This window comes from Cryobacterium sp. TMT1-62 (genome assembly GCF_004403145.1).
Taxonomy (GTDB): domain Bacteria; phylum Actinomycetota; class Actinomycetes; order Actinomycetales; family Microbacteriaceae; genus Cryobacterium; species Cryobacterium sandaracinum.
Genome location: NZ_SOGZ01000033.1, coordinates 71,628 through 84,417 on the forward strand (window position 1 = coordinate 71,628; position 12,790 = coordinate 84,417).

At 64.5% G+C, this 12,790-nt stretch carries 16 protein-coding genes; 13 read left to right on the forward strand and 3 right to left on the reverse strand.

Going from position 1 to position 12,790, the window contains the following annotated elements:
- Positions 1-139 precede the first annotated feature (139 nt).
- The 6 genes from E3T34_RS09335 (at position 140) to E3T34_RS09360 (ending at position 4,164) form a co-directional block, all read left to right on the forward strand.
- Complete coding sequence (locus tag E3T34_RS09335) at positions 140-598, forward strand: PTS sugar transporter subunit IIA (protein WP_134342815.1); 459 nt, start codon at positions 140-142, stop codon at positions 596-598.
- Between the two features lie 64 nt (positions 599-662).
- The gene (locus E3T34_RS09340; protein WP_134342816.1) at positions 663-935 is read left to right on the forward strand and encodes a PTS sugar transporter subunit IIB; all 273 of its coding nucleotides are present in this window, start codon (positions 663-665) and stop codon (positions 933-935) included.
- A 42-nt stretch (positions 936-977) separates the two neighbouring features.
- Positions 978-2,504, forward strand: a complete 1,527-nt coding sequence (locus E3T34_RS09345) for a PTS ascorbate transporter subunit IIC (protein WP_134342817.1) — start codon at positions 978-980, stop codon at positions 2,502-2,504.
- Between the two features lie 600 nt (positions 2,505-3,104).
- On the forward strand, positions 3,105-3,326 hold the full coding sequence (locus E3T34_RS09350) for a DUF6290 family protein (protein WP_104171445.1): 222 nt from the start codon (positions 3,105-3,107) through the stop codon (positions 3,324-3,326).
- The gene (locus E3T34_RS09355; protein ID WP_255453040.1) at positions 3,323-3,589 is read left to right on the forward strand and encodes a type II toxin-antitoxin system RelE/ParE family toxin; all 267 of its coding nucleotides are present in this window, start codon (positions 3,323-3,325) and stop codon (positions 3,587-3,589) included. Before E3T34_RS09350 ends, E3T34_RS09355 begins: the two co-directional genes overlap by 4 nt.
- 113 nt (positions 3,590-3,702) lie before the next feature.
- A complete protein-coding gene (locus E3T34_RS09360; protein ID WP_134342818.1) occupies positions 3,703-4,164 on the forward strand; it encodes a nucleotidyltransferase domain-containing protein in 462 nt (153 codons plus the stop codon).
- Between the two features lie 45 nt (positions 4,165-4,209).
- Here E3T34_RS09360 and E3T34_RS09365 read toward each other — a convergent pair whose 3' ends face one another.
- Entirely contained in the window at positions 4,210-4,407 is a 198-nt protein-coding gene (locus E3T34_RS09365) for a hypothetical protein (RefSeq protein ID WP_134342819.1), read from the reverse strand.
- 133 nt (positions 4,408-4,540) lie between these two features.
- On the opposite strand from E3T34_RS09365, the gene E3T34_RS09370 reads away from it, so the two are divergent.
- The 5 genes from E3T34_RS09370 to E3T34_RS09395 all read left to right on the forward strand — a co-directional run bounded on the left by E3T34_RS09370 (position 4,541) and on the right by E3T34_RS09395 (position 10,231).
- A complete protein-coding gene (locus E3T34_RS09370) occupies positions 4,541-5,320 on the forward strand; it encodes a hypothetical protein (RefSeq protein WP_134342820.1) in 780 nt (259 codons plus the stop codon).
- A gap of 27 nt (positions 5,321-5,347) precedes the next feature.
- Entirely contained in the window at positions 5,348-5,827 is a 480-nt protein-coding gene (locus E3T34_RS09375) for a hypothetical protein (RefSeq protein WP_134342821.1), read from the forward strand.
- Between the two features lie 537 nt (positions 5,828-6,364).
- Positions 6,365-7,435, forward strand: a complete 1,071-nt coding sequence (locus E3T34_RS09385) for an extracellular solute-binding protein (RefSeq protein WP_134342823.1) — start codon at positions 6,365-6,367, stop codon at positions 7,433-7,435.
- 24 nt (positions 7,436-7,459) lie between these two features.
- Entirely contained in the window at positions 7,460-8,473 is a 1,014-nt protein-coding gene (locus E3T34_RS09390) for an ABC transporter ATP-binding protein (protein WP_134342824.1), read from the forward strand.
- 36 nt (positions 8,474-8,509) lie between these two features.
- Positions 8,510-10,231, forward strand: coding sequence for an iron ABC transporter permease (locus tag E3T34_RS09395; protein ID WP_166785874.1), 1,722 nt, complete (start codon positions 8,510-8,512; stop codon positions 10,229-10,231).
- 114 nt (positions 10,232-10,345) lie between these two features.
- Here the strand turns inward: E3T34_RS09395 and E3T34_RS09400 are convergent, their stop codons facing one another.
- Positions 10,346-11,065, reverse strand: a complete 720-nt coding sequence (locus E3T34_RS09400) for a triacylglycerol lipase (protein ID WP_174843134.1) — start codon at positions 11,063-11,065, stop codon at positions 10,346-10,348.
- Complete coding sequence (locus E3T34_RS15845) at positions 11,062-11,889, reverse strand: alpha/beta fold hydrolase (protein WP_166784784.1); 828 nt, start codon at positions 11,887-11,889, stop codon at positions 11,062-11,064. The genes E3T34_RS09400 and E3T34_RS15845 overlap by 4 nt, the downstream gene beginning before the upstream one ends.
- 303 nt (positions 11,890-12,192) lie before the next feature.
- Between E3T34_RS15845 and E3T34_RS09410 the strand changes: the two genes are divergently transcribed.
- Together E3T34_RS09410 and E3T34_RS15850 are read left to right on the forward strand one after the other, a co-directional pair.
- The gene (locus E3T34_RS09410; protein WP_134342827.1) at positions 12,193-12,606 is read left to right on the forward strand and encodes a DUF2256 and DUF3253 domain-containing protein; all 414 of its coding nucleotides are present in this window, start codon (positions 12,193-12,195) and stop codon (positions 12,604-12,606) included.
- A 22-nt stretch (positions 12,607-12,628) separates the two neighbouring features.
- Positions 12,629-12,781: a hypothetical protein gene (locus E3T34_RS15850; protein WP_166785875.1), complete on the forward strand. Its 153-nt coding sequence runs from the start codon at positions 12,629-12,631 to the stop codon at positions 12,779-12,781.
- Positions 12,782-12,790: the final 9 nt, after the last annotated feature.

The window sequence follows — 12,790 nt, forward strand, 5'->3', positions numbered from 1 at the left end:
GACGCCATTTGGCGACGCTAGAGAGTCAATTTCAAAAACTTTAGTACATTTATAGACAAAAGGTCGCTCAGGCTTGTACAATCATCCCAATCGCCCTCGCAATCAGGGGTGGATCGAATCCAAACAACGGAGTTCATTCGTGGCACTCAACCTCGCCGAAGCACTGTCGTCCATCGTGACCCAGGCGGATGCAGCCGACTGGCGTGCCGCGATCCGTCTCGCCGGCGACGGCCTCGTGTTGGGTGGAGCAACCACGGATGCTTACACCGACGAGATGATCGACGCTGTCGAAAAGCACGGCCCCTACATCGTCATCGCCCCGGGCATCGCCCTGGCGCACTCCCGGCCGTCTCCGGCGGTTCTCACCGGCGGACTCAGCTGGGTGAGCCTGGCCACCCCCGTCAAATTCGGCAACAAGGCCAACGACCCCGTCAACCTCGTGATCGGGCTCGCCGCCGTCGACCACGACGCTCACCTCGCCGTGATGCGCGCACTGGCCGGTGTTCTCTCCGACAGGTCGGCCATGGAGCGCCTCACCGCGGCCACCAGTCCGGCCGACGTTCGCGCCGTGCTCGGCGGGTTCGCCGCAGTCGCGTAACGCGCGGCACACGCATCCACCCCACTCTTCTACTCTCTGATCTCACCCAATCGAAAGGCACCCCATGAAGATCGTCGCCGTCTGTGGAATGGGCATCGGTACGTCCGTGCTCCTGAAAATGAACGCCGAGAAGGTTCTCGCGAAGCTTGGTATCGATGCGGATGTCGAGGCCGCCGATATGGGCGTGGCTCGCGGTGCCGCTCAGACGGCCGAGATCGTGCTCACCTCGGCGGAGCTGGCCGAAGAACTCGGCGATGTTCCCGCCGAGGTCATCGTCATCAACAACTTCTTCGATCTCGAGGAGATCACTGAGAAGCTCACCGCCGCCGTCGAGTAACCCCTTTCACCTTCCCTTCTCACAGAATATGGAGCTCCCACAATGGAGTGGCTCGTCGTCGTACTGAACTTCATCGGTCAACAGATCCTCAACGTTCCGGCTTACCTGATCGGCATAATCACCGCCATCGGACTTATGGCACTCAAGCGCAACGCCGGACAGGTGATCGGCGGCTCCCTCAAAGCGGCCCTCGGCTTCCTGATCCTCGGTGCCGGCGCCGGCGTCGTGGTGGGCTCCCTCGACCCGCTGGGCAAACTGATCCTCGCGGTCACCGGCGCCCAGGGTGTTATTCCCACCAACGAGGTCATCACCGCCATCGCGCAGGACGAGTTCGGCGCCCAGAGCGCCTACGTGCTCACCCTCGGGTTCCTGGTGATGCTGGCCCTGGCCCGCTTCACCCCGCTGAAGTACGTCTTCCTCACCGGGCACCACATGGTCTTCATGGCCACGATGCTCACCGTGGTGCTCTCCGTCGGATTCGGAGACGGCGCCGGCTGGCTCGTGGTCGTCATCGGCGCTCTGCTGCTCGGCGTGATCATGGTGGTCATGCCCGCGTTCGCGCACCCCTGGACCAAGAAGATCACCGGCAACGACACCATCGCGATCGGCCACTTCGGCACCCTCGGCTACATCGCTGCCGGTGCCGCCGGCCAGGCCGTCGGTCACCGCAGCAAGTCGACCGAAGAGATCAAGTTTCCGCAGGGCCTCAAATTCCTGCGCGACTCGATGGTCGCCACCTCACTGTCGATGGTTCTCATCTACCTGGTCTTCGCCATCTGGGGCCTCATCGCCCTGCCGCTGCAGGAGGCGCTCGACATCTTCGGCTCCGCCGACGCCGGCGCGTTCATCATGGCGGCCTTTGCCCAGGCCCTGCAGTTCGGTGTGGGTGTCGCGGTCATCCTCTACGGTGTGCGCACCGTGCTCGGCGAGCTGGTCCCCGCGTTCCAGGGGATCGCCGAAAAGGTTGTGCCCGGTGCGCGTCCCGCGCTCGACATCCCGATCGTGTTCCCGTTCGGCGCCAACGCCGTGCTCATCGGCTTCCTGAGCTCGTTCGCCGGTGGCCTCCTTGCGCTGGGTGTGCTGGCAATCTGGCTGAACCCGATGTTCGGGCTCGCACTGATCCTCCCCGGCATGGTGCCGCACTTCTTCACCGGTGGTGGAGCCGGTGTCTACGGCAACGCGACCGGCGGACGCCTCGGTGCCATGCTCGGTGGCTTCGTCAACGGCGTGATCATCACCATCCTGCCCGCCATCCTGCTACTGGTTCTCGGCGACTTCGGCTTCGCCAACAGCACCTTCGGCGACGCCGACTTCGGTTGGTTCGGCACCCTCGTGGGTGTCAGCGTCGGTGTGGGCGGCGGACTCGGGGTCGTCCTTGCGATCCTCATCGCCGTGGTGCTCGTCAGCGTCGCGATCGTCTACCAGATCCACGTTGTGGACAAGGGCTGGGTGCCCGGGGCCAAGCGTGACGTCTGGATCGCCGAAGAGAAGGCGGCCGAGAAGGCCGTTCTCGACGCCGAGAAGGCTCGTCGCAAGGCGGAAAAGGAAGCGGCGGCCGAGGCCGTTTAGGTTCACCGGCTCGACGTTTCGCCAGAGGGCGGCCCCGCGGTGCGGGGTCGCCCTCATCGTGTGTGGGGGCTGCTTCGCGGCTGACGCCCCAGTCATCAGCAGTGAGATTCGCTCGTTGGCCCGGCATGGTGAGCAATTGCAGGAGGGTCTAGACCGTGGGGCCGTCTGGGGCGCAGAGAGGAACTTTCCGCCCCCGTCAGCGTTACCTCCGACCTGAAGCGAATTGTGTACAGCAAGAGCGGTGAACAGTCCGTTCTTCAGTTTGTCGATCTGCTGCTGACCGACCCCGGAGCAAGGATCGTGGAGGCGGCCGGCGACGGCGCGCAGCACGTGCGGGTGGGCGAACTGGTGTGGTTGGCGGTCGCCGCGTACCAGCGGGCACAGCGGTACGGCCCAGGAGTGCTCGATGCTTCCCGCCGAGCGCGTCTTCCCACTGCCGGCGAAGGCCAGCTTCGACCAGGGCGAGCCTCGGCGTGCGCATTGGATAGGAATGCAAAGCGTTGTCGGGTCTATTGGGCTTGAGGCTGAGGCTGAGGCTGGACGCAATTTCAGGACGGATGTATCATTTTGTAAACATGTCTTACTTTGGAAGGTGGCAGCGTGACGATCTCAATCCGTCTCACCCCCGAGGAAGAGGAGCGGCTGGAGGAGCTGTCCAGGCGCACGGGGCGTTCGAAGAGCTTCTACGTTCGAGCTGCCCTCCGCGAGCACTTGACCGATCTGGAGGACGCCTTTGCGGCCGACGAATCGCTGAACGCTTTTGAAGCCGCAGGCCGCCGCTCCCGGCCGCTCTCGGCGCTGAAAGCCGAGTCTGAGCTGTGATCGCCCGGTGGCGCGTTGAGACCACCGAGCAGTTCGATTGCCAATTCAGGAAGCTGGACCGCGCTGTGCAGCGACGAGTCCTGTCATACCTCGAGGACGTCGAACGTCTCGACGATCCTCGCCAACGCGGGAAGGGTTTGACCGCAAACCACTCCGGCGTGTGGCGATACCGAGTAGGGGACTACCGCGTCCTCGTTCAGATCATGGACGAGACTCTGGTCTTCCTGGCCGTAAACGTCGACCACCGCAAAAACGCATACTGAACCAACCGTGGGCGGGGTTCGGGATCGCATCAAATTTGTCTGCGGTGATTCAAAAAAGCGTGGGGCGTGGTTGCGATCAACTCGTTCGCACGGCCTCCAGCTATAGTCTCGGCATGAGTGCGTCCACCCGGATTCTTAAGGCTCGTTTACGGGCCAATCTCTCGCAGAGCCAGCTGGCCCTTCGTGCCAGACTTCCGCAGCCCAACCGCTCCGCCTACGAGGTTGGTCGGGTGCAGCCGCGGCCGGAAACTCTCGCTCGCATCCTGGCTGCCGCCGTTGAGCGGCCGTCTCTCGTGCTGGCGCGCGAGCGGCGCCGTGTGCTCGAACTGGCCGGCCACCGCGGTGCCGGCGCCGTGCGAGTCTTCGGCAGCATCGCCCAGGGCACGGATGCCGCCGGCAGCGACATCGACCTTCTCGTCACCTTCGCCCCCGACGCTTCCCTTCTCGATGCGGCCGGGCTCGTACTCGGTTATCGGGTGCGGGTGGGTGACTACCGGATCATCTACATCATTCGCAACGACATCCTCGTGGTGGTCGTGGTCACCGTCGGCCATCGTCGGGACGTGTATGAGTAACGCGTGATCACTTTCCGCTGCCGGTGCAGCTGGGGATTGGGTAGGTCACGCAGACGATCCCTGCGCCGCGATGCAGCCGACCCACACTTCGTCGCGAGCTCGGGTGATGCCCACGAACAGTTTGCGGCGGTCGCGCTCGTCGCGTTCGATCTGCGAATCGGTCCACCCCGCTCCAGTGACGCCCGGGAACATCAGGCGTTCGGTGAGCCAGGGCAGCAGCACCTGCTTGAACTCGGGGTGCATGATGCCAACAACAACACTGAGGCGAAGACCGCCCGTGTCTCAGTGTGCCGGGCCACGTTCAGATGAGCGCTACCTGAGTCCCAGGTGTATGTTGCGTGCAACGATTCGGATGGGAGCTGTGATGATGCCGAGAGTGGGCGCAAGCGAACCGAGCAACACCGCCCTCTACGTCACGGGCGGTGTGCTCACTGTTGTCCTGGCCGCTCTGACGGTTCTGATCACAGTGCTTGCTCAGCAGCCTGTGGGTGTACCGGCCGAGATCGCGCTCACCGTCTGGATCCTCCTCGGACTATCAGCGCTCCTCGTCCTGCTCACGCTGGTGGCCTGGATTTCCCGAGTTATGGATGGCACGGCAAACCGTGGTGCGCTCAATCTTCCGAACGGCAGCATCAGCGCGGTGATTGCGCTCTTGCTTCTGCTCCTCTTCGCGTTTTCGTCGATCTACCTGTTCAGTCAGCTCAGCTTGCGCGAATCGCGGGGCGCGAAATCCACCGGAGTTTCGGAAAGCACACTCGCGGGCTTTCCGTCTGAACGCGTCATCAGCGTCAATGTTGCCGAGGCTGGCGCCGCCGACGGGACCGGGCGCACCTACGATGTGGTGCTGGCGCCGGCTTCTGGCGCAAGCACTGACTTCGCCGAGACGATCTTCGCCACACTGTCGACGGTCGTCATCGCAATCGTCGGCTTCTACTTCGGGCAGCGGGCCGCTACCTCGGGGGTTCAAGCCGTACAAGACCTACAGACAAACGCCGAGCTGACTCGTTCAAAGATTGAGCTAGAGCGGGAAATGCAGACGACACGGGTGCCGATTGCCGGAGCGGGAGCCGGCGTCGTAAAACCGGGTTCCGGACCCGTTTCGGACGGCCTGGCCACAGAGCGAACACCGGCGCCGCCGGAGAAACCAGGAGCTTGAATCGCATCTGACTGGAGTGGGATCGACATGACACATGACAGCATCCGCTTACCATCGGCCAGGGGGCCGCACGCCTCAGCCCGGACGTTCTTGGCGCTCGTACTTGCTGGGTTTCTCCTCACGGGCGCCAGTTGCGCTCGGAGTGGCACGAGCAGCCTGGATGATCTGGGGCGCATTCTCGGCCGATCTGCAAACGAGACCGAACTCATCGTAGGAGGCGGTTCTGCTGCCGCGGAGAAGAATGCCGCCCGTTGGCTCGAGCAGATCGAGGCCTATGGTGACAGCGATGTGCGAGCCGCCTGCAACCTTGCCCTGGCGATGTCTGGTTCCGGAACACCGAAGACTCAGGCCGATCTCAAGCAGCTATTGCAACTTACCTCCGCCATCACGAATCCCACGGCTGAAGTGACAAACCTGCGGGATACGACGGCGTCTGCATTGATCGAGGATTACCAATCGGCCTCCCTGGCCGCGGCAATAGTGGCGTTCGACGAGACCCTCTGCTGACCAGACGTGCTTGGTCGACTGAACGTCGACCAGGGTGGTCAGGGCCGGAATCCCAAAGTTCGTTCCTGGAATGACGGGTCCATGCGCTTCATCTGCGGATTGAGGGTGGAGGCATGCTGCCAGTCCTGGTCATTCTTTGCGAGCAGGTCCATCGCTCTCGCGAGCAATCGTGGTTCGATCGCGGTCTGAGCCCATCGTGTGCTCTTGCTCTACGTATGGTCGAAGGGCTATCTCGGGGAGGTCGGCCCTGCCGAGGCCGGGGCCGCGTGACGCGTTGGCATTAGTGCGCCTGGGCCTGCTTCGGGGAACGAGCGCCAAGTTAAACCCGGGTATTTCTGTATCAGCTGCGTGCGCAAGACATCAACTGCGGCATCGCTTCCAACGGCGTCAGTACAGCCAGTTAACGCCAGACGAACTTTCGTTCAGATGGCCTGGAGCTGGATTTGCTGCGCCTTAGTGTGAACGAACCGTTGCTAAAACTTGATTCGGCCGGTGAGTGGCCATCTGCCCTCTCGCGGCCCAGAAAAGGACTGACTCTTGCACAAGCGCACCCTCACCGCGGCCACCCTTGCGACCGTGCTTCTCAGCACCGTTGCGTTGACGTCATGCAGCAGCACGGCAGGCGAGGCGTCGTCGTCGGGGGAATCCTCCGGAACCCTCATCGTCTACACGAACTCCAATTCGGATGGGCGTGGGGAATGGGTGACGGCGAAGGCGGCCGAGGCCGGGATGAAGATCGAGATCGTGGGGCTGGGCGGGGCCGACCTCGCCAACCGCATCGTCGCCGAGAAGAATAACCCGGTGGGCGATGTTGTCTTCGGCCTGAACAATATGTTCTTCGAAACGCTGAAGGCAGAGGATGCCGTTGCCGCCTACACGCCGGAGTGGTCCGGGGATGTCGACAAGAAAGCCGGCGACGCCAAGGACGGGGCGTTCTGGCCCCTGGTCGAACAGGCCATCGTCACCGTCTACGACACCAACACCGTGAAGAGCGCAGACGCCCCGAAACAGGTCAGCGACCTGTGGGACGACGCCGAATACGACGGCCGATACGAAGTGAACACCAGCCTCGGCCAGGCCACCCCGCAATTGGTGCTCGCCGGCTTGCTCGCGCCCTATGCCGACGAGAAGGGTGACCTGGGCATCTCGGATGCCGGCTGGAAGCAGGTGCAGGACTACTACGAGCACGGTTCGCCAGCCGTCGAGGGCACCGACCTGTATGCGCGCCTGACCCGCGACGAGGTCGACTACGGCGTGCTTCCGAGCAGCGGAATCACCAGCCGCGACGCCGAATACGCCACCAAGACCGGCGTGATCAGCCCGGAAGACGGTGTCCCCTACGTCACCGAACAGATCGCGGTCATCAACGGCACGCCGCGCCAGGAGCAGGCCGAGAAGTTCATCGACTGGTTCGGCGGCGCCGAGGTGCAGGGCGAGTTCGCCGCCGAATTCGCGTCCTACCCGGTGAATGAGAAGGCTCGCGCAGAGGCGCTTCCCGCGGTCGTCGAATTGATCGAGTCCCTCCCCAAGCAGGACATCGACTGGTCGCTGACCCGCGAACGTATTTCCGAGTGGGTCGAGAAGACCGAGCTCGAGTACCTGCCCTAAGTCTCGGCCCGGGCACGAACAGTCATGATCAGATTCGAGAATGTCGAAGTGAGCTTCGGCGAGAAGATCGCCATCCCCGACCTGACCCTCGAGATCGAGCAGGGTGAGTTCTTCACCCTGCTCGGGCCCTCCGGGTGCGGCAAGACGACGGCCCTGCGCACGCTCGCGGGGTTCATCGAACCGTCCCGGGGTGAGATCTACATCGACGGGAAGGTGGCCACCCGGCTGCCGAGTGAAAAACGCAGCGTGGGCATGGTCTTCCAGAACTACGCGCTGTTCCCCAGCATGAGCGTGTGGGAGAACATCGCGTTCGGCCTGCGGGTGCGAAAGACCAGGAGGGCCGAAACGGCGCTGCTCGTCGACGAGATCGCCGCGCAGGTCGAGCTCACCGAGGAGCAGCTCGCGAAGAACGTGTCCGAACTCTCCGGTGGCCAGCAGCAGCGGGTCGCCATCGCCCGGGCTCTCGTGCTCAAGCCGCGCATCCTGCTGCTCGACGAGCCCCTCTCCAATCTCGACGCCAAGCTGCGCGTGCAGCTGCGCGAACAGCTGAAAAACCTGCAGCGGGAACTCGGCATCACCACGGTGTACGTCACGCACGACCAGGAAGAAGCCCTCACCATGAGCGACCGGATCGCCGTGTTCAACCACGGCGTGGTCGAGCAGGTAGGCACCCCGGAGGAGATCTACAACCGCTCCGGCACCGAGTTCGTGTGCACCTTCGTCGGTGCGATGAACAAGCTCTCGGGCGACGTCGTGCACCAGCTGCGCCAGCGCGGCGGCACCGGTCTTGCACCAGCAAAAACGTCGTACCTGCGCCTGGAGAAGGTGTCGTTGCAGGCGCCCCCGGGCAACACGGATGCGATCCGGCTCGACGGCGTCGTCGCCGGCCGTTCCTACCACGGCTCGCACAGCACCTACACAATCGACAGTCATGGCAGCAGCATTCGTGCCCTGGTGCCCGAGGGCGGCGGATCTGCGCTGGAACCGGGTTCTGCGGCGCAGCTGTATATCGACCCGTCGTCGATCCTGCAGTACTAGAGGGGGGCATCCGTGCGCACTTCGTCGTGGGCTTCAATGTTCCGATCCCCGTTCGTCGTCATCATCACCCTGGTGACGCTGTGGTTCGTGGCGACGTTTTTGGTCTTCCCGAACGCCAACCTGCTCATCAGAACCTTCTTTCCGGAGGGCCAGTTCAGCTTTCGGGCCGTCGAGAAACTGGTCAGCTCCGAACGCGCGATGAACAGCCTCTGGCACAGCTTCGCGCTGGCCGCCACGCTGGCCGTCACGGTGAATGTCGTCGGCATCTTCATCGTTCTCGTCACCGACTATTTCAAGATCCGGGGCGCACGGATGCTGTGGCTCGGCTACGCCACCACCCTCATCTACGGGGGCATCGTGCTCGCCGCCGGCTACAACTTCATCTACGGCCGCTACGGATTCGTCACCAACGCCGTGCGCAACTGGTTTCCTGAGATCGACCCGAACTGGTTCTCCGGCTACTTCGCGGTCGTCGTCGTGATGACGCTGGCCACGACGACGAACCATATGCTTTTCCTGGGATCGTCGCTGGCGAAGATCGACTACCAGACCATCGAGGCGGCACGCAATATGGGCGCGTCGACCATGGGCATCCTCTGGCGAATCGTGTTGCCCGCCCTGCGCCCGATGATCTTCGCCGTGACAGTTCTCACGTTCCTGACCGGTCTCGGCGCACTGACAGCGCCGCTCGTGTTGGGCGGCACCGATTTCCAAACGATCGCCCCGATGATCCTCACCTTCTCCAAGAGCACCGGGTCGCGTGACCTCGCCGCGCTGCTCGCCGTGATCCTCGGCCTGGCGACCATCGTGCTGCTGGCAATGATGAACCGGGTCGAAAAGTCGGGGGTGTACTTCTCGGTGGCGAAGGTGGCGACCCCGCTGCAGAAGCAGAGAATCCCGAACCCAGTGGCGAACGCTGCCGTGCACGTTGCCGCCTACGCTCTCTTCGTCGTCTACGCGACGCCGGTGCTGCTGATCGTGCTGTTTTCCTTCGTGCACTCGAGTGCCATCGTCACGGGAAGCATCAGCTGGGATTCGTTCACGCTCGACAACTACGCCACGGTCTTCGGCACACCCGCAGTGCTCCGACCCTTCGTGGTCAGCGTCGTCTACAGCGCGCTGGCGTCGGTGATCGTGGTCGGCGGGATGCTGTTCGTCTCACGGTTGCTGCAGAAACACCGCAACCCGTTGACCGCCACGCTGGAGTACCTGCTGCACATCCCCTGGATCCTGCCGACGATTCTCATCGCCCTCGCCCTCGTCATGACGTTCGACCGCCCAAACCCGATGGTCGGCGGCCAGGTGCTCACAGGAACGACGAGTCTCCTGTTGATCGCCTACGTGATCGTGAAGATCCCGTTCACCCTGCGATTGCTCAAGGCGGCTTTCGCATCGGTGCCGGAGTCGCTCGAGGATGCCGCCCGCATCCTCGGTGCCGGGTCGATGTTCACCCTTCGCACGGTTCTGGTTCCGCTGGTTCTCCCGACCGCAGCTGCGATCACGGCACTCAACTTCAACAGCCTGCTCGACGACTATGACGCCGCGGTGTTCCTGTATCACCCGCTCTACCAACCCCTCGGTGTTGCGATCAAGGCCAGCACGGAGGGGGAGAACAACCTCGACTCCATGTCGATCACGTTCGTCTACACCGTGTTGCTCATGATCATCATGGGGTTCACCATGTACCTGGTCTACGGGCGAGGAGGCTCGTCGACGAAGCGCCATACGCGCCGCGCCCGCACTGTCGCGGCGAAGTAGTCGGGGCGGCGGAGTCCTCCCTGCGCCTGAACATCAGCCCGAGCGGTCAGGCTCCGCGTGCAGCAGGGCAAGCACCTTCCCCGCGCTAACCGAAGGTCGATCTGCGACCCGGAGTCAGACTGCCGACTCCGCGGCATCCGTCACCGCGTCGAGCACGGCACACACGGCCGCCGGGTCGCCGAGGATGCGGAAGTGCCCGCCGACCCTGAGCTGGATGTTGCGGGCGCCGACGAGTTCACTGCCCTCGGGGACATGCGGGTCGAACACGCCGTAGATAGACGTGATGCGGTCGTTGACCCGGTGGTCCAGGCCGAGGTCGTTCAGGGCCACGTTGGCGGGAGCGAAGGCACGGATGCTCGGCACGACCCAGTAGCGCGCATAGCGGGAACCGCCGAAGGGAGCACTGATCGCGGTCATTCCGCTCACCCGGCGGCCCGGGTCATCCGTCGTCATGAGCAGTTTGCCGATCAGGCCGCCCTTGCTGTGCGCCACGATGACGACGCCGTTCAGGTTCTCCCGCTCGAGGTAGGCGGCCACGGTCGCGGCGGCATCCGCCAGAGAACGCCGGTTGCGGCCGAGCTTCGCCACCACGTGCACCGGATGCCCGTGGCCGTGCAGTATCTCAATCAACGGTCGCATGAACTGCCAGGATTCATACACCCCGGGGATGATCACGATCGGGGCTTTGGTACCGGAGCAAAAGTCCGTGGGCCGGGCGCGGGAGAGGAACGCACGGGTCTGGCCGGTCGCCGCATAGACATAGTCGAGCAGCCACCACCAGGCCTCGCGCAGATGGCGACTCAGCAGACGGGGGTTCAGGAGACGGCGAATCATTGTGCCGGGTGCGCGACCGACGGAAGCCGCAGGGCGTGCCCCTCGATGATGGCGGCGGTTTGCACGGCGGCACTGTGGTGCACCAGGTGGCGGTGCCCCGCGACCTCGAACACATGCCCGTCCGGCGCGGCGGCGGCCAGCGATGCACACCAGGTGCTGCCCGAGACGGGGTCGTTGGTGCCTCGGATCACGAGGATGGGGGAGTGCACCTCGCCAAGGGCCAGGTCGGTGCGGTAGCCGAGCATGGGGACGAGCTCGGTGGAGAACCAGCGCGGGCCGCACTCGAGGTAGTCACGGAACACGATCAGATTGCCCGACGGCGACTCCTTGGCCACATCCCGGGTCAGGCCCAGCGCCTGTTGCACGGCTGTCGACCGGCGGGGATCGGTGACAGGGCCGATCAGAACCAGGTGGGAGACGGCATCGGGGCGTTGCCGGGCCACCTCGGTGACGAATTGGGCGCCCATCGAATGGCCGACCAGGACCGCCCGCGGCACCTCGAGTCGATCAAGTAGCCGGCCGAGCAGGGCGCCGTATTCTTCGACAGCGAGCGGCCGAACGGGCCGGCGGGTGCCGCCGAATCCGGGCAGATCGAGCGAATGGGTATGCCCGATGGCGGCCAGGCTCCTCTGCACCCGGCGGTAGTAGCGGTGCGACGCCCCGATGCCGTGGACCAGCAGGTAGGTCGGCGCGTCCGGCGAAGGCGAGGTGCTCTTCAGGGAGTGCACGGTGAATTGATGCCCATCAACCTCGATGCTGCGGCTACGGGCAGGAACAGCGGCTGCGCGCCATCGTTCGACACGCGCTCGGTCGGTGCTCGTCACGGGATTTCCTTCGGGTTCAGGTGCAAAAATCCTAGCCTCCGGCAGTGTCGGGTGGCCTGGGCGCTCACGGGGGCTGAGACATCCGTCACTGATAAGACGGATGCGGGCCGAATTCGTCACGCCCGCGGCGCCGATGGGTCGGGCGCGCCCTGCCTGGCGGCCTGCCCGGCGCCCTGCCCGGCGCCCTGCAGCCCCGAGAGTCGCCGATTCTGCCGAGAATCGCCGCTGGAACGGCGACGCTCGGCGCAAACGGCGACTCTCGGCGGCTCTCGGCGACCCGCGCCATCCCGCAGGATAGAAGGCATGGCCCACCGTCAACGAAAACCCGCCGATTCTGACCCCGCCCGTGACCGGGCGGACAAGACGTGTGCCTCGTGTGGGCGGCGCATCGAGTGGCGCATGAAGTGGGCCGACAACTGGGAGTCGGTGAAGTACTGCTCGACCGCGTGCCGCGCACATGGGGTCACGGCGACCGACCTCAAGCTGGAAGAGGCTATCGCGACACTGCTCAGTGCGCGGGCGACGGATGCCACGATCTGCCCGTCCGAGGCGGCGAAAGTGGTCGGCGGTGACGGCTGGAACGACCTGATGGAGCCGGCCCGACGCGCCGCACGCCGCATGGTCGCCCGCGGTGACCTGCAGATCACGCAGGGCGGGGCCGTGGTCGATCCGTCGACGGCGAAGGGTCCGATCCGGTTGCGGCGGGTGCGGACATAGGCGCAGTACCCGCGCTCACCGAGTGCCGTGGCCCGAGACCATTGCCCGCATTCTGGCCGCCGCCACCGCGCGGCCGCCGGTCGTGCTGCGGCGCGAGCGTGAGCAGGTGCTCAAACTGGCCGGTCGCCGCCGCACGGATTTCCCCCGGCTGCTGGTGCAGTCGGGGATTGCATAGGGCGAGCGG

Bases quoted from the DNA above. Each gene is read 5' to 3' on its own strand.
- E3T34_RS09340 (WP_134342816.1), top strand. From the start codon at position 663: ATGAAGATCGTCGCCGTCTGTGGAATGGGCATCGGTACGTCCGTGCTC.
- E3T34_RS09345 (WP_134342817.1), top strand. From the start codon at position 978: ATGGAGTGGCTCGTCGTCGTACTGAACTTCATCGGTCAACAGATCCTC.
- E3T34_RS09360 (WP_134342818.1), top strand. From the start codon at position 3,703: ATGAGTGCGTCCACCCGGATTCTTAAGGCTCGTTTACGGGCCAATCTC.
- E3T34_RS09365 (WP_134342819.1), bottom strand. From the start codon at position 4,407: ATGCACCCCGAGTTCAAGCAGGTGCTGCTGCCCTGGCTCACCGAACGC.
- E3T34_RS09375 (WP_134342821.1), top strand. From the start codon at position 5,348: ATGACACATGACAGCATCCGCTTACCATCGGCCAGGGGGCCGCACGCC.
- E3T34_RS09390 (WP_134342824.1), top strand. From the start codon at position 7,460: ATGATCAGATTCGAGAATGTCGAAGTGAGCTTCGGCGAGAAGATCGCC.
- E3T34_RS09395 (WP_166785874.1), top strand. From the start codon at position 8,510: ATGTTCCGATCCCCGTTCGTCGTCATCATCACCCTGGTGACGCTGTGG.
- E3T34_RS09400 (WP_174843134.1), bottom strand. From the start codon at position 11,065: ATGATTCGCCGTCTCCTGAACCCCCGTCTGCTGAGTCGCCATCTGCGC.
- E3T34_RS09410 (WP_134342827.1), top strand. From the start codon at position 12,193: ATGGCCCACCGTCAACGAAAACCCGCCGATTCTGACCCCGCCCGTGAC.